Consider the following 24011-nt stretch of genomic DNA (forward strand, 5'->3'; position numbering starts at 1 on the left):
CGTCGAGGGTCAGCCCAGGTCGGGTGCGTGCATGGCCCGGACACCTTCGATGTTGCCGTCGAGGTAGTGCCTCAGCGACAGCGGCACGAGGTGCACGGCAGCGATTCCGACCCGGCTGAAGGGCACCCGGACGACGTCGTACTCCCCGCAGGGGGCATCGATCTCGGGGCCGTGGCGCAAGGACAGATCCATGGATTCGAGGCGGCAGACGAAGAAGTGCTGGACCTTGACGCCCTTCACACCGCCGCCCTCGATGTGTTCCACGGTGTCGACGAAGCAGGGCACTACATCCGTGATCTTGGCGCCGAGTTCCTCGTCCAGTTCACGGTGCAGGGCATCGACGACGGTCGCGTCCTCGGGCTCGACTCCGCCGCCGGGCGTGACCCAGTACGGATCCACTCCGGGCTTGGTGCGCTTGATGAGGATCAGGTCGTTGCCGTCGAGCAGGACGGCGCGTGCGGTGCGCTTGACCACAGGACGTTCGGTCATGGCAAGAGAGTGGCCCGCGGAACCGGTTCTGAAACACCGGGCGGCTTCCCGCCCGTCCTGGGGGTCACCAGGCGGCGGCGGCACGCAGCAGTAACTCGTGTGCCCGTGCGAGATGCGGCAATGCGAGCGTGCCGGTCCGCGCGGCCAGGAAGTACGTACGCAGCGGAGGCACCGGTGGATCGAGGAGCGCCACCAGTTCGCCCCGCTCCAGCGCGTCCTCGCACAGATACCGGGGCAGCACGGCCAGCCCTGCCCCGGCCGCCGCGCATTCCAGGACCGCCCGCAGATCAGGCGTGATGACGGCCCCTGCTGCCGCGGGCCGGCTGTCGAAGACCGACGCCCAGTACCGCGAGACGAGAGGCAGGCTCTCGTGCACCTCCACCACCGGCAGCTGTTCCAGGACCACCGGGCCGTTGCGCCGGAGCGTTCCCGGTCCCAGACGCCCCGCCCACCGGGGTGCTGCGACCAGGACGTGTTCCTCGTCGCAGAGCGGGGCCGCGGTGAGCAGGCCGCCACGCGGCCGGGCCGTCACGATGGCCAGGTCGTGGTGGCCGGCAGCCAGACCGTCGAGCGTCTCGTCGGTGTCGGCGGAGAACGAGCTGCGCAGTGCCAGCCCCTGGGCGATGAGCGGGGTGAGCGCCGGCAGGGCCCTCAGCGACGTGAACTCCGGCGGACCCGCCAGATGGAGCGTCCGTACGCCCGTCTCCTCGTCGAGTTCGGTTTCGGTGATCTCGACCAGTGCGTCCAGATGGGGAGCTGCCCGGTGCGCGAGTTCGTCGCCGATGGTGGTGGGTGTCACGCCGCGGGCCCGCCGGAGGAAGAGCGGGCGGCCCAACTGACGCTCCAGGGTGCGGATCTGTGAGGTGACAGCGGGCTGGGAGAGGCCGAGGAGCGCGGCGGCGCGGGTGAACGAGCCCGCGCGATGCACGGTGACGAAGGTGCGCAGCAGGGCCAGGTCCATGTCCGTTCCCTCTCACGTGCGGCCCGTCGGACTCCAGCAACTATAAATATGTCGATAGGTCGCTGCCGCTACTGTGATTGGACACTGACGCAGAGTCAACTAGCCTTGTCGAGGCGGTTCTTCGCGAGGAGAAGGCGGGGAACCGGGACGGTCCGAGCCACGAGGGGGGAGGCTCGGACCGTCCGTACCGCACCGGTGCGGGCCCTCAGTTCCCCGTAACGGCCTCAGCCAGAGCGCGCTCCACGTCGGCTACCAGGTCCGCGGCGTTCTCGGCTCCGACGGAGAAGCGGATGAAGCCTTCCGGTACGGCGTCGCCGCCCCAGCGGCCCCGGCGTTCGGCGGTGGTCCGCACGCCGCCGAAGCTCGTGGCGTCGTCGGCGAGACGCAGTGCCGACAGGAACCGCTCGGCGGTGCCGCGGTCCGCGAGTACGAACGACACGACCGAGCCGAAGCGCCGCATCTGCCGCACCGCCCTCGGATACGAGGCGTCGGCCGGCAGCCCGGGGTAGCGCAGCCCGCTGACCTCCGGGTGCTTGGCAAGGGTCTCGGCCAGCATGAGGGCGTTCGCGCACTGCCGCTCGATGCGCAGCTCCAGTGTGGCCAGGGAGCGGTGCGCGAGCCAGGCCTCCATGGGCCCCGGGATCGCACCCACGACCTTGCGCCAGCGCCGCACCCCCGCTGCCAGCTCCGGGTCCCGGCAGGTCACATGACCGAGCAGGATGTCGCCGTGGCCGGTCATGCCCTTGGTGTCGCTGGCCACCGAGAAGTCGGCGCCGAGCTCCAGCGGACGCTGGCCGAGCGGGGTGGCGAGGGTGTTGTCGACGGCCACCAGCGTGCCGCCCGCGTGCGCAGCCTCGACGAGCCGGCGCACGTCACAGACGTCGAGCCCCGGGTTCGACGGGGTCTCGATCCACAGCAGCCGTGCCCCATCCAGTACGGCCAGCTGGGCATCGCCCCCGGTCGGGGCGGTGCGCACCTCGACCCCGTACTCCTCCAGCTGCGCACGTACCAGCGGAAGAGCCTGGTAGCCGTCGTCGGGCAGCACGACGACATCGCCGGCGCGTACCTGGGACAGCAGGACCGCCGAGATCGCCGCCATGCCGGACGCGAAGACCGTGGTCTCGACGTTCTCGCCCGGGGCCTCGAGCTCGCCGATGGCCCGCTCCAGATGGGTCCACGTCGGGTTGGTGTCACGGCCGTAGGTGTACGGCCCGGTCGGCTCGCCGGACAGGTGGTAATGGGCGGCGAAGACCGGACCGGGGAGAGTGGGTTCGTACTGCTTCGGTTCCGGCAGACCCGCACGTACCGCCCGGGTTCCGTCGCCCATCGTGTTCATTGACGTGTCCTCGCTTCTCTCCCCGGTCTGTCACCGGTCCTGCCGTCACTGTCTCAGGCAGGCTCTGGTCAGTCCTCGTCGGGCAGGACGACGTTCAGGGCCCAGGACACGATCGAAATGATCAGGCCGCCGAGGATGGCGGTCCAGAAGCCGTCGACATGGAAACTCAGATTCAGCACATCGGCCAGCCACGAGGTCAGCAGCAGCATCAGGGCGTTCACCACCAGGGTGATCAGCCCCAGGGTGAGGATGAAGAGCGGCAGTGTGAGCAGCTTCACCACCGGCTTCACCAGGAAGTTGACCAGACCGAAGATCAGCGCGACCACGATCAGGGTCAGTATCTTGCGACCGGTGCTGCCACCCGTGAGCGTGATGTCGTCGAGCAGCCAGATGGCCACGGCCAGCGCACCCGCGTTGGCGATCGTCTTGACTACGAAATTCTTCATGTGTCTGATCGTGGCAGACATGATCGGTGGCGGACACCGGCTGGACAGAGGCAAGGGGCGGACGGGCCATGAAGGCATTCAGACTGGACGAACTGGAGGCGGAACGGGCCGCCAACGACGGCGCCTATCTCCAGTTCGTCCGCGAACGGAACATGTCCGTCGGCCTGTACGCACTGGACGCCGGTGAGCTCGACCCGCAGCAGCCGCACCAGCAGGACGAGGTCTACTTCGTCGTCAGCGGGCGCGCTTCGATCACCGTGGGCATGGAAACGACGCAGGTGGGCAGAGGAAGCGTTGTGTATGTACCTGCCGGCACCGCCCACAAGTTCCATCACATCACGGAGGACCTGCGCGTGATGGTGGTGTTCTCGCCGCCCGAGGGCTGACGCCCTCGCGGGGGCGGGGCCGTGGCGCCCGGGGCAGGGCCGCGTCTCGGGGATCCCTAGGGGATCGATCAGGGGAGTTCAAGGGCTCGGAGCCCCCGCAGCCGCCCTTGACGCCTCTAGCATCGAAGCAGGAACTCAGAGAGACGAGGTAGGGACGATGGCCGTGCGGGAGATATTCGCGGGAATGCCCTGGTGGGTGAAGTGGATCGCGGTGCCCGTCATCGCGATCGTGGTGTTCGGCAGCCTGATCGCCAGCATCGTCGGCTTCGTGATCGGTCTGCTGTTCAAGGTCCTGATCTTCGTGATCCTGATCGGTGGGCTCGTCTTCGTCGTGCGGAAGTTCATGTCGTCCTCCTCCTCGCGAGGCGACTGGTAACCGCACGAGCGGCCGGGCGATTAGCCCAGCTGAGCTAAGCGGAAGGCGAAACGGCACTCGGCCCGGATGCTCCCGATACAGTGGCAGTCCGCTGCCGCTACCTGGGAAAACACCGTCAGTCGCCACCCTGACCAGTGGTTTGTACGGCATCCGGCCTTCTGGACCCCAGGCCTGTGGCAGATCTGTGGGGGAGGCCCCCACAGGCGGGCTGACCGCCCGTCACCATGCCTGGGGGTGACCGTTGACCACGGCATCGAGTACCGCCGTTCCGACGCTGATCGGATCGGTGCAGCGGGCGCTGAGGCTGCTGGAGGCTGTGGGCACCCATCGCGACGGTGCTCCGGCCAAACAGCTCGCACGGGAAGCGGGACTTCCCCTTCCCACCGCCTACCACCTGCTGCGCACGCTGACCCACGAGGGATATCTGCGCCGGGAGAACGGCGTCTTCCTCTTCGGCGCCGCCGCTGAGCGGCTGGTGGACGACGGGGCGCTGCAGAATCGTCGCAGCAGAATGACCCAGTCCCTGGGGCGATGGCGGGACATCATCGGCGCCCCGGTGTACTGCGCCGTCTACCGCGACGGCGAGATCGAACTCGTCGCCGTCGCGGACACCCCGGCGGTGCCCGCCGTGGAGGAGTGGGCGGCCTTCGGTGAGACGGGGCATGCCCACGCGATCGGTCAGTGTCTGCTGAGCCAGCTCGACGAGCAGGCTCGCGAGGATCACCTGGACCGGCATCCGGTGCGCCCGCTGACGCGCTACTCCGTACGCGACCGGCCGGCATTCCTTGAGCGCCTGCGGTCGATCGAGCGTACGGAACCTGTCGTCGAACGACAGGAGTACGCGCTCGGAACGGTCTGCGCGGCCATCCCGATCGCGGCCGGGTTCACGGCCGCCGCGATGGCCATTTCGGTCCCTCTCGACCAGGAAGATCGGTTGCTCCCCGCAGTCGAACGACTACGTGGCGAAGTGGCCAGCCTCTTGCGTTCGTTCGTGTTCTCTATCAGTATCTGAAAAATCACTCCTTGTGATCTGCTATCGCGTGCACCACGATGGCGTCAATAGGGCCATGGGGGATCATTCCTGGCCAGATTCATCTACTGCGGGGTTGAACGATGCGCGAGTCGGTTCAAGCTGAGGTCATGATGAGCTTCCTCGTCTCCGAGGAGCTCTCTTTCCGTATCCCGGTGGAGCTCCGGTACGAAGTGTGCGATCCGTACGCGATCCGGATGACCTTCCATCTGCCCGGCGACGCCCCCGTCACCTGGGCTTTCGGCCGCGAGTTGCTGCTCGACGGCCTCAACAGCCCCAGTGGTGACGGCGATGTGCACATCGGGCCGACCGAGCCCGAAGGGCTGTCCGACGTCCACATCCGGCTCCAGGTCGGGGCCGATCGTGCGCTCTTCCGGGCCGGTACGGCACCACTCGTGGCGTTCCTGGACCGGACGGACAAGCTCGTACCGCTCGGCCAGGAGTGCACGCTGGGTGACTTCGAGGGCAATCTGGAAGATGCGCTGGGGCGGATTCTGGCCGAGGAGCAGAACGCCGGCTGACGCAGCCGTGCCCCTGGCCTGCATGCCGGTCGAACAGCACACCTGCCGAACGGGTGAATCACTCTCCGTGTCCGGCCACTCAGGACCTCGCCCGACGACGGCGGCCCCTGCCGCTCCGTACGAGGGCGGAAGGTCCGGAATCGGTGGCGGGCTCGGTGCGGTCGGCGGAGACGACCAGGGCCGCGAGCGCGGTGGTCACCGGTACCGACGCGACCAGTCCGATCGAGCCGATCAGCGTGCGCACGATCTCCTCCGCCACCAGTTCGCTGTTGGCCACGGTCCCCACGCCGCTCTGCGCGATCGAGAACAGCAGCAGCAAGGGAAGTGCGGCGCCCGCATAGGCGAGGACCAGGGTGTTGACCACCGAGGCGATGTGATCGCGTCCGATCCTGATCCCTGCCCGGTAGAGCTTCCTCGCACTCATCGTCGGGTCCGCCCGGTGCAGTTCCCAGACCGCCGAGGTCTGGGTGACCGTCACATCGTCGAGTACCCCCAGGGAGCCGATGATGACTCCGGCCAGCAGCAGTCCGCTCATGTCGATGTGCGGATACAGGCCGTGGATGAGACCGGTGTTGTCGTCGGTGTTACCGCTCAGGCTCGCCCAGCCGATGAAGAGCGAGCCGAGCAGCCCGATCAGCAGCAGTGAGATCAGGGTGCCGATGACGGCGACCGAGGTGCGGGCCGTCAGCCCGTGGCAGATGTAGAGCGCGATCAGCATGATGGCGCTCGCCCCGACGACCGCCACGACCAGCGGGTTCGATCCCTGCAGGATGGCCGGAAGGATGAACAGGGTCAGGACGGCGAAGGACAGCGCGAGCGCCACCAGGGCCATCACCCCACGCATTCTGCCCACGGCGACCACCACCAGCGCGAAGATCCCGGCCAGCAGCATCAACGGGAACTTCCGGTTCACGTCGGTCACGGAGTACTGGAGGTCGTGGGGAGCGTCGGGGGCGTACGCCACGACCGCCCCCTGCCCCTCCCGCAGTTGCCGGGGTGCGCCGGGCTGGACGACCTCGACGAACTTCCGGCCCTTGTCCTGACCGCTCGTGATCTCGACGGTGGCCTTCCCGCAGAGGCCGGCTCCGTCGTCCCCGGTCCGCTCGTCGGCGGGCGGACCGGCCTCGTCGCCGACGGGTAGCTGGGAGGCGTTCACGTCCTTGCAGTCGACCTTGGCGATGTTCACCACCTTTCCTTGCTGGGTCTGCCGGTCGAAGCCGACACCGGTGCGCTCGTGCGCCGGCGCACCACCGGGCCAGAGGACAACGAGTCCGACGACGACCGCGGCCGCGAACGGGATCAGTACGGCGGCGATCACCTTGCGCAGATGGCCGGAGACGGGTGCGGCGGGGCCGTGGCTGTGGGAGTGCCCGTGCTGATGGCCCTGCGGTTCGGGGTCGTTATGGGGGGACGTCACCGGCCGATCATCGCAAGAAGAGAAGGGCCCTCTGTTCAGCTCGCCAGCAAGGGCGCTAGCGTGGTGGCACCTTTGCACACGCGGGAGCTCGGAGCACCGGGCTGAGAGGGCGCTGATCTCCGTACGTCCGTACGGGACAGGCTGCGCCGACCGCCGAACCTGTTACCGGGTAATGCCGGCGTAGGGAGTAGGTCTCATGACCACATCGGACACACGCACGCCTGCCTCGAACCAGAACGGCCAGGCCGGGAAGTCCATCGGCTGGCACAAGGGCTACGTCCAGGGCTCACGTCCGGACCTTCGGGTGCCGGTCCGCCAGGTGCACCTCACCAACGGCAACGACGTGACGCTGTACGACACGTCGGGGCCGTACACCGACCCCGCCACCGAGACCGACGTCCGTCGCGGACTGGCGCCTCTGCGGGAGAACTGGATCATCGCCCGCGGCGACACCGAGGAGTACACGGGACGTCCCGGACGCCCCGAGGACGACGGGCTCAAGCACACCTCGCCGCGCGGTGGGCTGCGCAACCTGGACGCGGTCTTCCCCGGCCGCCCCCGCCAGCCGCGACGCAGCCGGGACGGCCGCCCCGTCACCCAGCTCGCGTACGCCCGCCGGGGCGAGGTCACGCCCGAGATGGAGTACGTCGCGATCCGGGAGAACGTCGATCCGGAGGTCGTGCGCGAGGAGATCGCCGCCGGCCGGGCCGTTCTGCCGGCGAACGTGAACCACCCGGAGACCGAGCCGATGATCATCGGCAAGCGGTTCCTGGTGAAGGTGAACGCCAACATCGGCAACTCCGCGGTCTCGTCCTCCATCGAGGAGGAGGTGGACAAGATGACCTGGGCGACCAAGTGGGGCGCCGACACCGTCATGGATCTGTCCACCGGCCGCAACATCCACACCACCCGTGAGTGGGTTCTTCGCAACTCCCCCGTGCCGATCGGAACCGTGCCGCTCTACCAGGCCCTGGAGAAGGTCGACGGCAGGGCGGAGGAGCTGACCTGGGAGGTCTACAAGGACACCGTCATCGAGCAGGCCGAGCAGGGCGTCGACTACATGACGGTGCACGCCGGCGTGCGCTTGCCGTACGTGCCGCTGACGGCCCGCCGCAAGACCGGCATCGTCTCCCGGGGCGGCTCGATCATGGCCGCGTGGTGCCTCGCGCACCACAAGGAGTCGTTCCTCTACGAGAACTTCGAGGAGCTCTGCGAGATCCTCGCCTCGTACGACGTGACGTACTCGCTGGGCGACGGGCTGCGCCCCGGGTCGATCGCGGACGCCAACGACGAGGCCCAGTTCGCGGAGTTGCGTACGCTCGGCGAACTGAACACGATCGCCAAGCGGTTCGGGGTCCAGACCATGATCGAGGGGCCGGGCCATGTCCCGATGCACAAGATCAAGGAGAACATCGACCTCCAGCAGGAGATCTGCGAGGAGGCGCCGTTCTACACACTCGGCCCGCTGACCACCGATGTGGCCCCCGCGTACGACCACATCACCTCGGGCATCGGCGCCGCGATGATCGCCTGGTGGGGGACGGCGATGCTCTGCTACGTGACGCCCAAGGAGCACCTCGGCCTGCCGAACCGGGACGACGTGAAGACCGGCGTCATCACGTACAAGATCGCGGCCCATGCGGCAGACCTCGCCAAGGGGCATCCGGGGGCGCAGGAATGGGACGACGCGCTGTCGGACGCCCGGTTCGAGTTCCGTTGGGAGGATCAGTTCAATCTGGCCCTCGACCCGGACACGGCACGGGAGTTCCACGACGAGACGCTGCCTGCCGAACCGGCGAAGACGGCGCATTTCTGCTCGATGTGCGGACCGAAGTTCTGCTCGATGAAGATCTCCCAGAAGATCCGTGACGAGCACGGTGACGGGGCCACCGCCGTCCCCACCGAGTTCGATGCGGAGGCGCTGGCCGGTATGGCGGTGAAGTCCGAGGAGTTCGCCGCCCGGGGCAACCGGGTGTACCTCCCGCTCACGGACTGACGCCGGACGAGCACTGCTGCGGACGGGCCGAGGGTCCGTCCGCAACAGTGCACGCGGGGCCTGGATGTGCACTCCGACGGTCCGTCAAGATATGTCCATGCCACATGAATCGGTCACACCCCGCAGCATTGCCGACAGCCACCTCGACCAGGTGGCGGCGCATGATCCGATGACCTCCGCATGGCTGGGCCTGAACCCGGGCGACGACCGGCAGCCGGACCTGTCGCCGGACGGCTTCGAGGCCCACGCCGAGCTGGCACGACGCAGTCTCACCGCGCTCGATGCCGCTCCTGTGCCGGGCGACCCCGACGAGCAGGCGTGCGCCCGGCTGCTGCGCGAACGCCTGACCGCCGAACTCGCGATGCACGACACCGGCGAGAACTACCGACAGCTGCGCACGGTGGGCGCGCACGTCGAGCAGGTGCGATCGATCTTCACCCTCATGCCCACGGCCACCGACGAGGACTGGGCGGCAGTGGCCGGCCGGCTGCGCAACCTCCCCGGGGCGCTGAACGGCTACCGGCGCACCCTCACCGAGGGCATATCCCGCGGTCTGCTCGCCGCTCCCCGGCAGGCAGCCGGGGTGATCGGCCAGCTGGCCGACTGGACCGGGGAGTCCGCCGGACAGGGCGCGGGCAGCGGCGCGGGCTGGTTCGCCGGCTTCGTCGCGGACGGCACCGAGCGGATGCGTCCCGAGCTCGACGATGCCGCCCTCCGGGCCACCCGCGCCGTCTCCGAGTTCCGGGCGTGGCTGCGCGACACCTACCTCCCCGCTGCGGCGGGCACTCCGGACGCGGTGGGCCGGGAGCGCTATCTGCGGGCCGCCCGGCACAACACCGGCGCCGAACTCGATCTGGACGAGGCCTACAGCTGGGCGTGGGACGAGTTCCACCGGACGCTCGCCGAGATGCGCGTCGAAGCCGAGCGCGTGCTGCCCGGCGCGGGCCTCCTGGAGGCCATGCGCCATCTGGAGGAGCACGGCCACGCGGTCAAGGGCGAGGAGGCTGCCCGCGACTGGCTGCAACAGCTGATGGACGAGGCGATCAGCACGCTCGACGGCAGCCACTTCGACCTCTCCGGCCCGCTCCGCAAGGTCGAGTCCCGCATCGCTCCGGCCGGCAGCGCCTCCGGACCCTACTACCAGGGCCCGAGCCTCGACTTCAGCCGCCCGGGACGCACCTACCTGCCCGTCCTGGAGCGGGGTACCTACCCGACCTGGCAACTCGTCAGCATCTGGTACCACGAGGGCGTCCCCGGGCACCATCTCCAGTTCGCGCAGTGGGTCACGGTCGCCGACCGCCTCAGTCGCTACCAGGTCACCGAGGGCGTGGTCAGCGCCAACATCGAAGGCTGGGCGCTGTATGCCGAACGCTTCATGGACGATCTGGGCTGCTTCTCCGACCCCGCGCGCCGGCTCGGCTTCCTGGACGGGCAGATGCTGCGCACCATCCGGGTCATCGTCGACATCGGCATGCACCTCGGACTCGCCGTTCCCGCCGACTCGGGCTTCCATCCGGGCGAGCGCTGGACGGGTGCCCTCGCCGCCGAGTTCATGGCCGCCTACAACGGCAGCCCGGCTGCCCGCCGTGACGCGGAGATCGACCGCTATCTCGGCTGGCCCGGCCAGGCCATCGGTTACAAGCTCGGCGAACGCGCCTGGCTCCGGGGCCGAGCGGAGGCGAAGCGGCGCCATGGTGCGGCCTTCGACCTCAAGGCCTGGCACATGAAGGCACTGTCCCAGGGATCGTTGGGGCTCGATGACCTGGTCGGCAGCCTGGCGGCGTTGTAGCGGGGGAATCGATCGCGGCCGGACCTCCGGAGGTCCGCGCGCCGGCCGCGGTCATTCCAGCTCGTGCTCGGGCCCGCCGAAGTCCGGGCTGGTGAAGTCCGGACTCGTGAAGGTGGGGCGGGGCGCGGCAGCCGGGCCGTCGTCCGGGCTGGTGAAGTCCGGCCTGCTGTAGCCGATCTTCGGGATGCGGTTGGGCGAGCGGTGCGGAATGCGCGCGGCCGGGGCGGCACCGGGATCGGCGAGGGCGTCCCGCAGGAACGGCAGTATGCCGCGCTCCAGCAGAGCATGGCGCCAGGCCTCTCTGGCACGGGCCACGTCCTCCGGCAGCTCCTCGCCGTGCTCCTCGGCGGCCACGGACGTCGAGCCGTTGCGCAGAGCGGTGACGAGCAGGCCGACGGCGGCGACGAGGATCGCGGCGGCCGTCGCCGCCGCGAAGAACCAGCCCGCGCCGACCATCGTGCGCGCGAACGACGGAGGCGGGTCGAGCGCCTTCAGGATGTAGCCGATGAGCAGGAAGATCACCGCGGCGGTGCCGGCCAGCACCGGTGCGAGGACGGTGATGACGACTCCCACGCCGGCGCCCGACTGCCGGGCGCCGTGCGCGCCGGTGCCAGGATCGCCGTCCTCGTCCGGCCCGGCGGCGGCGCGGATCTCCTCGCGGGCCTTCACGTAGTGCTCGTACTCGGTGGCTGCCGCGGCGGTGATCAGCGCGGTGGCGGCCATGGCCATCGTGCGCAGCTGCACCGGATTGAGCCGTTCGCCGACTGCGGCCAGATCCGGTCGTTCATGGGCGTGACGCAGTGCGTCGTCGAGGATCCGCTCGTACTCGGGCCGGTCCTCGGTCAGCAGGTGCGGAGCGCTGTTCATGTGCATCCCCCGATGCTCCGTAGGGCCTGTGTGCCCGCGAGAAACCGGGCAGTCGGGCGGAAACGGAGGAGAGCCTGCTACTGATACGCCGATGGTAGAGCGCCCACGGCACGGGGTGACAGGGGGTTTCCGGAAATAGGCCCAGTGGTCCGCGTGTTCAGGTCGGGATGCGTCTTCCCCGAAGAACGTCAGTCATGCAGCGGGAGCTGAACGACCAGTAGCTTTCCGGCCATGGTCACTCCGCCGTCCATGGCGATGGCGAGCCCTTCCGCGTACACGTGCGGACCGTCCACCAGCGGTCCCGACCTGTCCTCACCGTCCTCGGATCCGACCTCGCCGAGAAGGTAGGGAATGGGGCTGTGACCATGGACGACGCGCCGGCCGCCGTAGGCCGCCATCAGCTCCTGCACGGCCTGCGGACCCGATTCGTCACGGAAGGCGAACCGCTTGGTCAGCTTGCGGAAGAGGTCCCAGCACTCGTCGGCGTCGTTACGCCTGAGAATGGCGTGCACCGTGTCGTTGACGTCCTCGATGGTGGAGCCGTATTCGAGGTACGCCGTCGTGTCCGAGTGCATCAGGAGGTGCTCGTCCTCCTCGACGACGGCGTCGAGCCGGGACATCCACTGGAGGTGGACGTCCTGGAGCCGTTCCATGTCCGCCTTCTGGCCGCCGTTGAGCAGCCAGGCGGCCTGGAAGGTGGCGGTCCCGGCGCCGGAGTTGACGGGGGTGTCGCCGAACCGCTTGGCGCCGATCAGCAGCAGTTCGTGGTTGCCCATCAGGGCCTTGCAGTAGCCGCCGGCGGCCGCGGCCTCGGCGGAGAGCCGCATCACGAGGTCGATGACGCCGATTCCGTCGGGTCCCCGGTCGGTGAAGTCGCCCAGGAACCAGAGCCGCGCGTTGCCAGCGGACCAGTTGCCCTCGGAGTCGATGAGGTCCTGCTCGGCGAGGGCGGCGAGGAGCTCGTCGAGATAGCCGTGGACGTCACCGACGACGTACAGCGGTCCGAGCCCCGACTCCTGTGCGGGCCGCGGTTCGGGCACGGGCCGTACCTGAACGGTGTCCTCGCGGCTGATCACGGGGAGGTCGCGCGCGGTCGGGGTGTACCCCTCCGGCGGCTCGTCCCCCGGGAATCCGTTGCCCGGGTGCGGTGGGGCGGGCGGCGCAGGGGACTGCGCATAGGGCGGTACGCGGAAGTCGCGCAACGTCGCCGTCCGCACCACGGGTTCCTGACCGGCCCCCTGTGTCATCGACCCCTCCACCACCGTCGCGCCGCCGTACACCTGACGGGCCCTGCTGGTCGGGGTGGTCCGCGGTGTCGTGCGCCCATCATAGGAATGAGGATCGTGCTCTGTGACGCACCAGGGGTGGTGAATCCGCGCGCACGCCAGGTTCGTCGGTCGATTGGTCCCAATTCGCCTGATCAATCCCCTGCCGGGGAACGCGGCGGACTGACCGTGGTGCGTGGTGGACGGCGTTGCGAGGAGGTCCGGACGATGAGTTCCGTCGGTATGACCTGCTCCACCGGTCCGTCCTGGTCGACGCCTTCGATGGCGTCGATGAGCAGCTGGACGACCGCGGTGCCGATGCGGCGCGGTTTGAGCGAGAGCGTCGTGATGGGCGGCTCGGTCGTCGCGTACACGGTGGACTCGCTGCAGCAGACCAGCAGCAGATCCTCCGGGACGCGCAGGCCGTAGCGGCGGGCGGCCGCCAGCAGATCGGTGCCGTTGGGGTCGAAGAGCCCGTACACGGCGTCAGGGCGGTCCGGGCGGGCCAGCAGGCGGTCGGCTGCCACCGCGCCCGCACACGGGTCGTGGGCGGGGTACGACTCGTACACCGGGTCCTGGCCGACGCGCTCGCACCAGTGGAGGTACGCGGTGGTCGAGAGCCGGGTGTACGTGTCGGTGGTTGTGCCGGTGAGCAGCCCGATGCGGCGCGCCCCGGCGGCGGCCAGGTGGTCGAGGAGGTCGAGGACGGCGGCGCGGTGGTCGTTGTCCACCCAGGCGGTGACCGGAAGGGTCCCGGCCGGACGGCCGTCGGAGACGACGGGCAGGCCCTGGCGTACGAGTTCGGTGACGACCGGGTCCTGGTCGGAGGGGTCGATGACGACGGTGCCGTCGAGCGCGACATTCGACCAGACGTCGTGGCGTGAGGTGGCGGGGAGGATGACGAGGGCGTAGCCGCGGGCGAGCGCGGCGGAGGTGGCGGCTCGGGCCATCTCGGCGAAGTACGCGAATTCGGTGAAGGTGAAAGGTTCATCCCCGTAGGTCGTCACGGTCAGGCCGATGAGGCCGGACTTTCCGGTACGGAGGGTTCGGGCCGCGGCGGACGGGCGGTAGCCCAGGCGCTCGGCGACCTCGCGGACATGGCGGCGGGTGGCGTCCGGGAGCCTGCCCTTGCCGTTGAGCGCGTCGGAGACGGTCGTGATGGAGACCCCGGCGGCGGCGGCCACGTCCCGGATTCCTGCTCGTCCCTGCCGGCCGCCGCGCCGGGGGGTCTCCGTCCGGCTCACCTGGTGCTTCCCTGCTGCTGTCATGGCGAGCCGATAGTAGGGCTCGGACGGGCACTTGGCCCGGTCGCATATGCACTCGTTGACAGGCACGTTTCTGCATGGTCATCAATGGCCAATCACCTTGGCAATGAAGGGTGTTACGGGGTCGGGCCGTCATGTGTCACGCGCCGGGCCGGATGGGCCTGCTGATAGGTGGATGTCTCGAAGAGGTCTCAACTCACCTCTTCGGGGGACGCGCGCCACGGAGTGAGCCACCGGCGCGCGCCATGGCGTGGAGCGCTCCCCCTCATTCCGGGGCTCATCCGGCGAATCCGCGGCCTGCCATTCGCACCGGCGTCCAATCCTCATAAGGTGTGCAGTATTGATGTGTACGGACGGTCGAGGAGGACCTGCGGTGAGCGAGACGAGCCCCAAGCTGCGTGCCGAACTGGACGGCGTTCCCGCATATGTGCCGGGCAAGCCGGCCGCGGCGGACGGACCGGTCGCGTTCAAGTTGTCCTCGAACGAGAACCCGTATCCGCCGCTTCCGGGGGTGATGGAGTCCGCGCTGGCCGCTGCCGCGAACTTCAACCGGTACCCGGACCTGGCCTGCACCGCTCTGATGAACGAGCTGGCCGACCGTTTCGGTGTGCCGCTCTCGCATCTGGCCACGGGAACGGGTTCGGTCGGAGTGGCCCAGCAGCTGCTGCAGGCCACGTCGGGTCCGGGCGACGAGGTCATCTACGCCTGGCGTTCCTTCGAGGCGTACCCGATCATCACCCAGGTCAGCGGTGCCACGTCGGTGAAGGTGCCGCTCACCGACGGTGAGGTGCACGATCTGGACGCGATGGCGGACGCGATCACCGACCGGACCCGGATGATCTTCGTCTGCAACCCGAACAACCCGACCGGCACCGTGGTGCGCCGGGCGGAACTGGAGCGGTTCCTGGACCGGGTGCCGGGCGATGTGCTCGTGGTGCTCGACGAGGCGTACAAGGAGTTCATCCGCGACCCCGAGGTTCCCGACGGCATCGAGATCTACCGCGACCGGCCCAATGTGGCGGTGCTGCGGACGTTCTCCAAGGCCTACGGCCTGGCCGGGCTGCGGATCGGCTTCGCCGTGGCCCATGAGCCGGTCGCGGCCGCGCTGCGCAAGACGGCGGTGCCCTTCGGCGTCAGCCAGCTCGCCCAGGACGCGGCGGTGGCCTCGCTCCGCGCCGAGGACGAACTCCTGGGCCGGGTGGGTTCCTTGGTGTGCGAGCGGCAGCGGGTGCAGGAGGCGCTGGCGCGGCAGGGGTGGACGGTGCCCGAGTCCCAGGCGAACTTCGTCTGGCTGCGCCTCGGGGACCGTACCTCCGACTTCGCCGCGGTCTGCGAGAAGGCCGGTGTGGTGGTCAGGCCGTTCGCGGGCGAGGGCGTGCGGGTCTCCATCGGCGAGGACGAGGCGAACGACCTGTTCCTGAAGGTCACGGAGTCGTACCGCAAGGAGCTGTAGCGCCGCCGCACTCCGGCCGGCCGGCCCCGTACCTCGTCCGCGAGGCACGGGGCCGTTTGCTTGGGCGGCCTCGGGGCCGGGGTGTCTGCTTCGACGGGAATGATCGCTACGTCCCGGAGGGGTACCCCGGCCGCATCTCCCGAATACCTGTGCGCCATAATTGCTTGTGAATGTGAACGCGTTCACAAGCGTGTCCTGGTTCCTCCCGTGATCGGTAGGACAAGAAGGACAAACTGCCGGTGTATCGGTGGCGACGTAAGGAGAAGACGACGTGGAGCTGGCTCTGGCGCCGGAGACCCTGGCGCGATGGCAGTTCGGAACGACGACCGTCTACCACTTCCTGTTCGTTCCTCTGACGATCTCTCTCGCCGCGCTCACCGCCGGCCTGCAGACCGCCTGGGTGCGGACCAACAAGGAGAAGTACCTCAGGGCCACCAAGTTCTGGGGCAAGCTCTTCCTGATCAACATCGCGATGGGTGTCGTCACGGGCATCGTCCAGGAGTTCCAGTTCGGAATGAACTGGTCCGACTACTCACGGTTCGTCGGCGACGTCTTCGGCGCCCCGCTCGCGTTCGAGGCGCTCATCGCGTTCTTCTTCGAGTCCACGTTCATCGGTCTGTGGATCTTCGGCTGGGACAAGCTGCCCAAGAAGATCCATCTCGCCTGCATCTGGATGGTCTCGATCGGCACCATCCTCTCGGCGTACTTCATCCTGGCGGCCAACTCCTGGATGCAGCACCCGGTCGGCTACCGCATCAACAAGGAACGCGGACGCGCCGAGCTCACCGACTTCTGGCATGTGCTCACGCAGAACACCGCGCTCGCCCAGTTCTTCCACACCATCACGGCGGCCTTCCTGGTCGGCGGCGCGTTCATGGTCGGCATCGCCGCCTTCCACCTGGCCCGCAAGAAGCACATCCCGGTGATGCGGACCTCGCTGCGGCTGGGGCTGATCACCATCGTGATCTCGGGGCTGCTCACCGCCGTCAGCGGAGACCAGCTCGGCAAGGTGATGTTCAAGCAGCAGCCGATGAAGATGGCGGCGGCCGAGGCGCTGTGGGACGGGCAGAACTCCGCGCCCTTCTCGATCTTCGCGTACGGAGACGTCAGCAAGGGCCACAACTCCGTCGAGATCTCGATCCCCGGGATACTGTCCTTCCTCGCCGACGACGACTTCAACTCGTACGTCCCCGGCATCAACGACATCAACAAGGCCGAGCAGGAGAGGTTCGGGCCCGGCGACTACCGGCCCAACATCCCCGTCGCCTTCTGGAGCTTCCGGTGGATGATCGGCTTCGGCATGGCGTCCTTCGGTCTCGGAATCCTCGGCCTGTGGCTGACCCGGAAGAAGTTCATGCTGCCGCCGGGTATGCGCACCGGTGAGGACGAGGTGCCGCATCTGGTCCTGTTCAGGAACAAGGCGCTCAGCCCGAAGCTCGCCAAGTGCTACTGGATCGTCGCGCTCTGGACCCTGCTCTTCCCGCTGATCGCCAACTCCTGGGGCTGGATCTTCACCGAGATGGGGCGTCAGCCCTGGGTCGTCTACGGCGTCCTGCAGACCCGTGACGCGGTCTCCCCCGGGGTTTCGCAGGGCGAGGTGATCGCCTCGATGACCCTGTTCACGGTGCTCTACGCGATCCTCGCCGTGATCGAGGTGAAGCTGCTCGTGAAGTACATCAAGGCCGGACCGCCGGAGCTGACGGACGACGACCTCAACCCGCCCACCAGGATCGGCGGCGACCACGACGACGCCGACCGGCCCATGGCCTTCTCCTACTGAGCCCGCAGGGAGCCGAGAGATGGAACTCCACGACGTCTGGTTCGTGCTCATCGCCGTTCTCTGGACCGGCTACTTCTTTCTGGAGGGATTCGACTTCGGGATCGGTGTCCTGACCAAGCTGCTGGCGCGGGACCGTAAGGAACGGCGGGTCCTGATCAACACGATCGGGCCCGTCTGGGACGGCAACGAGGTCTGGCTGCTCAGCGCGGGCGGAGCGACCTTCGCCGCGTTTCCCGAGTGGTACGCCACGCTGTTCTCCGGCTTCTACCTGCCGCTGCTGATCATCCTGCTCTGCCTGATCGTGCGGGGAGTCGCCTTCGAGTACCGGGCGAAGCGGCCCGAGGCGAAGTGGCAGACCAACTGGGAGCAGGCGATCTTCTGGACCTCGCTGATCCCGGCCCTGCTCTGGGGCGTCGCCTTCGGGAACATCGTGCGCGGCGTGAAGATCGACGCGGACATGGAGTACGTGGGCAACTTCTGGGATCTGCTCAACCCGTACGCGATCCTCGGCGGACTGGTCACCCTCTTCCTCTTCACCTTCCACGGAGCCGTGTTCGCCGGACTCAAGACGGTCGGCGACATCCGCGCCCGGGCGCGCAGGCTGGCGCTGAAGCTGGGGGCGGCCACCGCCGTTCTCGCGCTCGGGTTCCTGATCTGGACCCAGGCCGACAACGGGGACGGCTGGAGCCTGATCGCGATGCTCGTCGCCGTGGTGGCCCTGGTCGCCGCGATCGGCGCCATCGCGGCCGGGCGCGAGGGCTGGTCCTTCGCCTTCTCCGGGGTGACCATCGCGGCCACGGTCACCATGCTGTTCCTGACGCTCTTCCCGAACGTCATGCCGTCCTCGCTGAACGACGCCTGGAGCCTCACGGTCACCAACGCCTCGTCCAGTCCGTACACGCTGAAGATCATGACCTGGTGTGCGGGGATCGCCACCCCTGTCGTGCTGCTCTACCAGGGCTGGACGTACTGGGTGTTCCGCAAGCGGATCGGTACGCAGCACATCGCCGACGCGCACTGAACGCAGTGAGTGCCCTGACCGAGCCGAGCCCCATGGGGTGTTTCACGTGAAACCGATCGATCCGCGTCTGCTCCACCACGCCCGTGCCACCCGCCTGTTCCTGGCAGCAGTGGTGGTCCTCGGAGTGGCCGGAGCGGCGCTGGTCATCGCCCAGGCCATGCTCGTCGCCGAAGTGGTGGTGGGCGGCTTCGAGGACGGGCTCACGGGCGGGGACCTGCGCACTCCGCTCCTGCTGCTGGCCGCGGTCGCACTCGGCCGGGCCCTGGTCGCGTGGCTCACCGAACTGGCCGCCTACCGGGCCGGCGCCGCCGTCAAGTCCGAGCTGCGCGGGCGCCTGCTCGCCCGGGCGGCGGAGCTGGGTCCGGACTGGCTGAGCGGGCAGCGCACCGGCTCTCTGGTGGCTCTCGCCACGCGGGGAATCGACGCGCTCGACGACTACTTCGCGCGCTACCTTCCGCAGCTCGGCCTCGCGGTGGTGGTCCCGGTTGCCGTGCTGGCCAGAGTCGTCACCGAGGACTGGGTCTCGGCCGCGATCATCGTCGTCACGCTGCCGCTCATCCCGCTCTTCATGATTCTCATCGGCTGGGCCACCCAGTCGCGGATGGACCGGCAGTGGCGGCTGCTCTCACGGCTCTCGGGACACTTCCTCGACGTGGTCGCGGGCCTGCCGACGCTGAAGGTCTTCGGCAGGGCCAAGGCCCAGGCCGAGTCCATCCGCACCATTACCTCGCAGTACCGGCAGGCCACGCTGAAGACGCTGCGGATCGCGTTCCTTTCGTCCTTCGCCCTGGAACTGCTGGCGACGCTGTCGGTGGCGCTCGTCGCGGTCACCATCGGCATGCGGCTCGTGCACGGGGAGCTCGACCTCTACACCGGTCTGATCGTGCTGATCCTCGCCCCCGAGGCCTACCTGCCGATCCGGCAGGTAGGCGCGCAGTACCACGCGGCCGCCGAGGGGCTCTCGGCCGCCGAGGAGATCTTCGCCGTCCTGGAGACCGAGCCGCGCACCGGCGGTACGCAGGACGTCCCCGCCTCGCTGCGGCTCGAAGTGGAAGGAGTGACCGTCCGGCATGCCGGACGCGCCGAACCCTCGCTCGCCGCGGCCTCACTGGTGGTGGACGAGGGAGAGACCGTCGCGCTGGTCGGCCCGAGCGGCGTCGGCAAGTCCACCCTCCTGAACGTGGTGCTGGGATTCGTGGCACCCGACGAGGGCCGGGTGCGGGTCGGCGGGACCGATCTGGCGGCCCTCTCCCCCGAGCGCTGGCGCGAGCGGATCGCCTGGGTGCCGCAGCGCCCGCACCTCTTCGCGGGCAGCATCGCGGAGAACGTCCGGCTGGCCAGGCCTGGGGCGGACGACAACGCGGTGACGGCCGCGCTGCGCGAGGCCGGGGCCTACGACTTCGTGGCCGCGCTGCCGGACGGGGCGGGCACGCTTCTCGGCGAGGACGGCGCGGGGCTTTCCGCAGGACAGCGCCAGCGGCTCGCCCTCGCCCGCGCGTTCCTCGCCGACCGGCCGGTACTGCTGCTCGACGAACCGACCGCGAGCCTGGACGGCGAGACCGAGGCGGGCATCGTCGAGGCGGTACGGCGGCTGGCCGTGGGCCGGACCGTGCTGCTGGTCGTCCACCGGCCGGCACTTCTGTCCGTGGCGGACCGGGTGGTGACGCTGTCACCCGCCGGAGTGGACGAGCCGGCGCCGGCCGCGGCAGCAGGGCAAGCGGCGGCGCGGAATGCCTCTGGGGCGTCCGGGCCGGTGGAGGCCCGGGCAGCGGCCGTGGCGGCCGATCCGCCGAAGGAATCCGGCACGCTGCGGGACACGACGGCGTGGACCGGGCATGTGCTCGCCCGGGTGAGGGAGGCCGCCGGCGCACAGCGAGGCCGGTTGCTGCTGGCTCTGCTGCTGGGAAGCCTCGCGCTGGGCTCGGCCGTCGGCCTCATGGCCGTTTCCGGCTGGCTGATCTCCCGTGCCTCCGAACAGCCGCCGGTGCTCTACCTCATGGTGGCGGTGACGGCGACCCGCGCGTTCGGGATCGGCCGGGCGGTCTTCCGCTACGCCGAGCGACTCGTCTCGCACGATGCCGTGCTCCGGATGCTCGCCGAGCTCCGCGTGGGCGTCTACCGGAGCCTGGAGCGCATCGCGCCGGCAGGCCTGCGCCGGACCCGGCGCGGGGACCTGCTCTCGCGGCTCGTCGCCGATGTGGACGCTCTCCAGGACTACTGGCTGCGATGGCTGCTGCCCACGTGCACCGCGGTCGTCGTGGGCGCGGGGGCCGTCGGATTCACCGCGTGGCTGCTGCCCGAGGCAGGCGCCGTACTGGCTGCCGGACTGCTGCTGGCCGGCGTCGGGGTTCCGCTCGTCAGCGGAGCCTGTGCCCGGCACGTGGAGCGCCGCCTGGCGCCCGCGCGGGCGGATCTGGCCACCGGGATCACCGATCTGCTCGGCGGCACCGCCGAACTGACCGTCGCCGGCGCGCTTCCGGACCGCGTGGCCCGGACCCGGGAAGCCGACGGAGTGCTGACCCGGATCGCCGCCCGGGCGGCGACGGCCACCGCGCTCGGCGGCGGTCTCGGCGCCCTGATCGCCGGGCTCACCGTGGTCGCCGCCGCCCTCGTCGCCCTTCCCGCGGTGGCCGACGGCCGGCTGGCCGGGGTGGAACTCGCCGTGGTCGTCCTCACCCCGCTGGCCGCCTTCGAGGCCGTGACCGGTCTGCCGCTCGCCGTGCAGTACCGGCAGCGGGTCAAGCGGAGTGCGGAGCGGGTGTTCGAGGTGCTGGACGCCCCGGTGCCGGTGCGGGAACCCGCCATCCCGGCCGAGGCCCCCGCGTCGCCGTTCCCGCTGGAGGTCCGAGGCCTGTCGGCCCGTTACGCGGGAGCCGAGCAGGATGCGCTGGAACGCTTCGACCTCACGTTGGAGGCGGGCCGGCGCATCGCGGTCGTGGGCCGGTCCGGTTCCGGGAAGACCACGCTGGCTCAGGTCCTGCTCCGCTTCCTGGACGCGCGGACGGGCACGTACCGGATCGGCGGGGTGGACGCGTCCGCGCTGGACGGGGACACGGTCCGGCGGTTCGTCGGCCTCTGTGCGCAGGACGCCCACGTCTTCGACAGTTCCATCCGGGAGAACCTGCGGCTGGCCCGTACCGGCGCGACGGATGCGGAACTGTGCGAGGCGCTCGGCCGGGCCCGGCTGCTCGACTGGGCGCTGGCGCTGCCGGACGGTCTGGACACGCTCGTCGGTGAGCACGGGGCCCGCCTCTCCGGCGGTCAGCGCCAGCGGCTCGCCCTGGCCCGGGCGCTGCTCGCGGACTTTCCCGTGCTCGTCCTGGACGAGCCGGCCGAGCACCTCGACCTGCCGACGGCCGATGCCCTGACCGCGGACCTGCTGGCGGCGACTCAGGGGCGTACGACCGTGCTGATCACCCATCGGCTCGAAGGGCTGGACGCCGTGGACGAGGTGGTGGTCCTGGAGGAGGGCGCCGCCGTGCAGCGCGGCCCGTACAGCGCTCTCGCAGCGGTGGACGGGCCGCTGAGCAGGATGCTGAAGCGCGAGCGGGAGACCGCGGCCGGTTCGGGCGAGCCGGTGGGCGTGCCTGTCTGAGATGCGCGGACCGCCTCCGCTTCTCGACTTTCCCCCTCAAATGGGACTCACTACGCTCTGGGTATGTCAGAGCAGGACCATCATGCGGATCCGGATCAACCCCTGAAGCCCCAGGAGCCGCCGAAGCCGACGGCTCCTGAGTCCCTGAAACCGGTGGAACCGCAGGTCTCGCAGGACTCGCTCGACGCCGCGACGGAGGCGACCCGCAGCCTGCAGGGCCTGTCCACCGAACTTACCGCCCGCGTGCCACGGCTGCTGGAGGCCATGAGGTCCGTGGGCACGGGGCTGGAGCTCCACTCCACGCTCGACCGGATCTGCGAGACGGCCGCCGAGCTGGCGCACTCCCGCTATGCGGCCATCGGCGTCGTGGACGAGGAGGGCAAGGGCCTGTCCGACTTCGTCACGTACGGAGTCTCCGAGACCGTCGCGCACGGCATCGGGCGGCGGCCGGACGGGCACAGGGGGCTGCTCGGCGCCCTCATCCACGAACCGCACCCCCTGCGGCTGGCCGACCTGACGTCCGACCCGAGGTTCGCCGGCTTCCCGCCGGGACATCCGTCGATGCGCACGTTCCTCGGCGTCCCGATCCGGGTCCAGGGCGAGATCTTCGGCAATCTGTATCTGGCGGAGAAGGCCGACGGCGGCGAGTTCAACGACTACGACCTGCACATGGTCCGTGTGCTGGCCACCGAGGCAGGCATCGCCATCGGTAACGCACGGCTGTACGAGGCGGCCAGGCAGCGCGAGCGCTGGATCGACGGGTCAGTGGCCGTGACCACGGCCCTGCTGTCCGGCGGAGACGCCGACGACGCGCTCTCCGTCGTTGCCGAACAGGCCCGCCATCTCGCCGGATCCGCGGCAGGCATCGTGCTGCTGCCGGCCGAGGACGGAGGGCTGGAGATCGTCGCCGTCTCCGCGGACGACCCGTCCGCCTCGCTCGGAGTGATCATTCCGGCGCACAGCCCGGTGGCGGCGAGGCTGTTGAACGGAGAGGCGGTGTTCGTCGAGGACTCGGCCACCGACTCCCGCATGATCACCAGGATCGCGGACCGGTTCGGCCCCAGCATGATGCTTCCGCTGCACAGCGGGGGCCGGGTGCTCGGCGCGCTCGCCACCCCGCGTGCCAGGGGCGGGCGGCCGTTCACGGAGATGGAGCGGACCCTCGCCACCCAGTTCGCCTCGCAGGCGGCCCTGGCGCTCATGATGGCCGAGGCGCAGCGCGACCGGGAACGGCTCGCGGTCTACGAGGACCGCGACCGAATCGCCCGCGACCTGCACGACCTGGTCATCCAGCGGCTCTTCGCCACCGGGATGATGTTGGAGAGCGCGCAGCGCCGGTCGGACGTGCCCGAGGTACAGACCGGGGTCGGCAGGGCGGTCGACGAACTCGACGTGACCATTCAGGAGATCCGCACCGCGATCTTCGCGCTTCAGCAGGAGCCTGCCGAGGCGCCCTCCGGGCTGCGCACCCGTGTGCTGCGCGAGATCAACATGGCCGCGGTCCCGCTGGGCTTCAAGCCGTCCCATCGCTTCCTCGGCCCCGTCGACTCCCTGGTCGGAGAGCTGACCGGGAAGAACCTGATCGCCGCCCTGCGGGAGGCTCTGTCCAACGCCTTCCGGCACGCCGATGCGGCGCGGATCGACGTGGTCGTCGACGCGACCGTGGCGCTGCCCGACGGACGGGACGCGGTCCGCCTCTCGGTCGCCGACGACGGGGTGGGGATCCCTGAGGGCGGTAGGCGCAGCGGGCTGCGGAACCTGGCCCGCCGGGCGGAATCACTCGGCGGGGCCAGCTGGTTCGGGCCCGGGATCGGGGAGGACGGCGCGGGTACGACGGTGGTGTGGCAGGCGCCGCTCTGATCCTTCGGTGGGTCTCGCGGGGCGGGTACGGCCCCGTCCTCTCAGCGCCGGTACGCGGGGCCTGGTCAGGGTTCGCCCGCTCACGGTCCGGCCCTCAGCCCTTCGGCGCCGGTACGCGGGGCCGGGGCAGGGTTCACCCGCTCACGGGTCCGGCCCTC

At 69.6% G+C, this 24011-nt stretch carries 19 protein-coding genes and 1 riboswitch; of the genes, 11 read left to right on the top strand and 8 right to left on the bottom strand.

Going from position 1 to position 24011, the window contains the following annotated elements:
* Positions 1 to 9: 9 nt before the first annotated feature.
* From ACIQMX_RS20055 to ACIQMX_RS20070, 4 genes are all read right to left on the bottom strand, one after another.
* Complete coding sequence (locus ACIQMX_RS20055) at positions 10 to 489, bottom strand: NUDIX hydrolase (protein WP_363066896.1); 480 nt, start codon at positions 487 to 489, stop codon at positions 10 to 12.
* Positions 490 to 553: 64 nt separating this feature from the next.
* Positions 554 to 1450 (bottom strand): LysR family transcriptional regulator, encoded by an 897-nt coding sequence (locus ACIQMX_RS20060; protein WP_402479807.1) that lies wholly within the window; start codon positions 1448 to 1450, stop codon positions 554 to 556.
* A gap of 205 nt (positions 1451 to 1655) precedes the next feature.
* Positions 1656 to 2786, bottom strand: a complete 1131-nt coding sequence (locus tag ACIQMX_RS20065) for a cystathionine gamma-lyase (protein ID WP_402479810.1) — start codon at positions 2784 to 2786, stop codon at positions 1656 to 1658.
* Positions 2787 to 2854: 68 nt separating this feature from the next.
* Positions 2855 to 3232 (bottom strand): phage holin family protein, encoded by a 378-nt coding sequence (locus ACIQMX_RS20070; RefSeq protein ID WP_363066893.1) that lies wholly within the window; start codon positions 3230 to 3232, stop codon positions 2855 to 2857.
* 68 nt (positions 3233 to 3300) lie between these two features.
* On the opposite strand from ACIQMX_RS20070, the gene ACIQMX_RS20075 reads away from it, so the two are divergent.
* The 4 genes from ACIQMX_RS20075 (at position 3301) to ACIQMX_RS20090 (ending at position 5545) form a co-directional block, all read left to right on the top strand.
* Positions 3301 to 3618, top strand: coding sequence for a cupin domain-containing protein (locus ACIQMX_RS20075; protein ID WP_311311360.1), 318 nt, complete (start codon positions 3301 to 3303; stop codon positions 3616 to 3618).
* Positions 3619 to 3781: 163 nt separating this feature from the next.
* A complete protein-coding gene (locus ACIQMX_RS20080) occupies positions 3782 to 3994 on the top strand; it encodes a DUF5326 family protein (RefSeq protein ID WP_363066892.1) in 213 nt (70 codons plus the stop codon).
* Positions 3995 to 4235: 241 nt separating this feature from the next.
* Entirely contained in the window at positions 4236 to 5006 is a 771-nt protein-coding gene (locus ACIQMX_RS20085) for a helix-turn-helix domain-containing protein (RefSeq protein WP_363066891.1), read from the top strand.
* Between the two features lie 101 nt (positions 5007 to 5107).
* The gene (locus ACIQMX_RS20090; RefSeq protein ID WP_359535634.1) at positions 5108 to 5545 is read left to right on the top strand and encodes an SsgA family sporulation/cell division regulator; all 438 of its coding nucleotides are present in this window, start codon (positions 5108 to 5110) and stop codon (positions 5543 to 5545) included.
* 79 nt (positions 5546 to 5624) lie between these two features.
* Here ACIQMX_RS20090 and ACIQMX_RS20095 read toward each other — a convergent pair whose 3' ends face one another.
* Complete coding sequence (locus ACIQMX_RS20095; RefSeq protein ID WP_402479815.1) at positions 5625 to 6962, bottom strand: YibE/F family protein; 1338 nt, start codon at positions 6960 to 6962, stop codon at positions 5625 to 5627.
* A gap of 70 nt (positions 6963 to 7032) precedes the next feature.
* Positions 7033 to 7166, top strand: a riboswitch (TPP riboswitch).
* Between ACIQMX_RS20095 and thiC the strand changes: the two genes are divergently transcribed.
* Together thiC and ACIQMX_RS20105 are read left to right on the top strand one after the other, a co-directional pair.
* On the top strand, positions 7159 to 8958 hold the full coding sequence (gene thiC / locus ACIQMX_RS20100; RefSeq protein ID WP_363066889.1) for a phosphomethylpyrimidine synthase ThiC: 1800 nt from the start codon (positions 7159 to 7161) through the stop codon (positions 8956 to 8958). It overlaps the preceding riboswitch by 8 nt.
* 97 nt (positions 8959 to 9055) lie before the next feature.
* Positions 9056 to 10747: a DUF885 domain-containing protein gene (locus tag ACIQMX_RS20105; RefSeq protein ID WP_402479818.1), complete on the top strand. Its 1692-nt coding sequence runs from the start codon at positions 9056 to 9058 to the stop codon at positions 10745 to 10747.
* A gap of 51 nt (positions 10748 to 10798) precedes the next feature.
* On the opposite strand, the gene ACIQMX_RS20110 is transcribed toward ACIQMX_RS20105, so the two are convergent.
* The 3 genes from ACIQMX_RS20110 to ACIQMX_RS20120 form a co-directional block, all read right to left on the bottom strand.
* Positions 10799 to 11620: a hypothetical protein gene (locus tag ACIQMX_RS20110; RefSeq protein WP_363066887.1), complete on the bottom strand. Its 822-nt coding sequence runs from the start codon at positions 11618 to 11620 to the stop codon at positions 10799 to 10801.
* 182 nt (positions 11621 to 11802) lie between these two features.
* Positions 11803 to 12861, bottom strand: coding sequence for a metallophosphoesterase (locus tag ACIQMX_RS20115; RefSeq protein WP_363066886.1), 1059 nt, complete (start codon positions 12859 to 12861; stop codon positions 11803 to 11805).
* A 173-nt stretch (positions 12862 to 13034) separates the two neighbouring features.
* Positions 13035 to 14147 (bottom strand): LacI family DNA-binding transcriptional regulator, encoded by a 1113-nt coding sequence (locus ACIQMX_RS20120; protein ID WP_266780437.1) that lies wholly within the window; start codon positions 14145 to 14147, stop codon positions 13035 to 13037.
* 370 nt (positions 14148 to 14517) lie between these two features.
* On the opposite strand from ACIQMX_RS20120, the gene hisC reads away from it, so the two are divergent.
* From hisC to ACIQMX_RS20145, 5 genes are all read left to right on the top strand, one after another.
* Positions 14518 to 15597 (top strand): histidinol-phosphate transaminase, encoded by a 1080-nt coding sequence (gene hisC, locus ACIQMX_RS20125; RefSeq protein WP_363066885.1) that lies wholly within the window; start codon positions 14518 to 14520, stop codon positions 15595 to 15597.
* A 271-nt stretch (positions 15598 to 15868) separates the two neighbouring features.
* Positions 15869 to 17377 carry a cytochrome ubiquinol oxidase subunit I gene (locus ACIQMX_RS20130; RefSeq protein ID WP_402479823.1) on the top strand — a complete coding sequence of 503 codons (1509 nt, stop codon included), beginning with the start codon at positions 15869 to 15871 and terminating at the stop codon, positions 17375 to 17377.
* A 19-nt stretch (positions 17378 to 17396) separates the two neighbouring features.
* Positions 17397 to 18398 (top strand): cytochrome d ubiquinol oxidase subunit II, encoded by a 1002-nt coding sequence (gene cydB / locus ACIQMX_RS20135; RefSeq protein ID WP_402479826.1) that lies wholly within the window; start codon positions 17397 to 17399, stop codon positions 18396 to 18398.
* Positions 18399 to 18444: 46 nt separating this feature from the next.
* A complete protein-coding gene (gene cydD / locus ACIQMX_RS20140) occupies positions 18445 to 21993 on the top strand; it encodes a thiol reductant ABC exporter subunit CydD (protein WP_402479828.1) in 3549 nt (1182 codons plus the stop codon).
* A 63-nt stretch (positions 21994 to 22056) separates the two neighbouring features.
* Positions 22057 to 23853: a GAF domain-containing protein gene (locus ACIQMX_RS20145; RefSeq protein ID WP_363066881.1), complete on the top strand. Its 1797-nt coding sequence runs from the start codon at positions 22057 to 22059 to the stop codon at positions 23851 to 23853.
* Positions 23854 to 24011: the final 158 nt, after the last annotated feature.

It is taken from the genome of Streptomyces sp. NPDC091416 (assembly GCF_044756845.1).
GTDB lineage: Bacteria > Actinomycetota > Actinomycetes > Streptomycetales > Streptomycetaceae > Streptomyces.

Excerpts from the sequence above, each read along its gene's own strand:
- ACIQMX_RS20055 (WP_363066896.1), bottom strand. The coding sequence starts at position 489 with ATGACCGAACGTCCTGTGGTCAAGCGCACCGCACGCGCCGTCCTGCTC.
- ACIQMX_RS20060 (WP_402479807.1), bottom strand. The coding sequence starts at position 1,450 with ATGGACCTGGCCCTGCTGCGCACCTTCGTCACCGTGCATCGCGCGGGC.
- ACIQMX_RS20065 (WP_402479810.1), bottom strand. The coding sequence starts at position 2,786 with ATGAACACGATGGGCGACGGAACCCGGGCGGTACGTGCGGGTCTGCCG.
- ACIQMX_RS20070 (WP_363066893.1), bottom strand. The coding sequence starts at position 3,232 with ATGAAGAATTTCGTAGTCAAGACGATCGCCAACGCGGGTGCGCTGGCC.
- ACIQMX_RS20075 (WP_311311360.1), top strand. The coding sequence starts at position 3,301 with ATGAAGGCATTCAGACTGGACGAACTGGAGGCGGAACGGGCCGCCAAC.
- ACIQMX_RS20090 (WP_359535634.1), top strand. The coding sequence starts at position 5,108 with ATGCGCGAGTCGGTTCAAGCTGAGGTCATGATGAGCTTCCTCGTCTCC.
- thiC (WP_363066889.1), top strand. The coding sequence starts at position 7,159 with ATGACCACATCGGACACACGCACGCCTGCCTCGAACCAGAACGGCCAG.
- ACIQMX_RS20105 (WP_402479818.1), top strand. The coding sequence starts at position 9,056 with ATGCCACATGAATCGGTCACACCCCGCAGCATTGCCGACAGCCACCTC.
- ACIQMX_RS20110 (WP_363066887.1), bottom strand. The coding sequence starts at position 11,620 with ATGCACATGAACAGCGCTCCGCACCTGCTGACCGAGGACCGGCCCGAG.
- ACIQMX_RS20115 (WP_363066886.1), bottom strand. The coding sequence starts at position 12,861 with ATGACACAGGGGGCCGGTCAGGAACCCGTGGTGCGGACGGCGACGTTG.
- ACIQMX_RS20120 (WP_266780437.1), bottom strand. The coding sequence starts at position 14,147 with ATGACAGCAGCAGGGAAGCACCAGGTGAGCCGGACGGAGACCCCCCGG.
- cydB (WP_402479826.1), top strand. The coding sequence starts at position 17,397 with ATGGAACTCCACGACGTCTGGTTCGTGCTCATCGCCGTTCTCTGGACC.
- ACIQMX_RS20145 (WP_363066881.1), top strand. The coding sequence starts at position 22,057 with ATGTCAGAGCAGGACCATCATGCGGATCCGGATCAACCCCTGAAGCCC.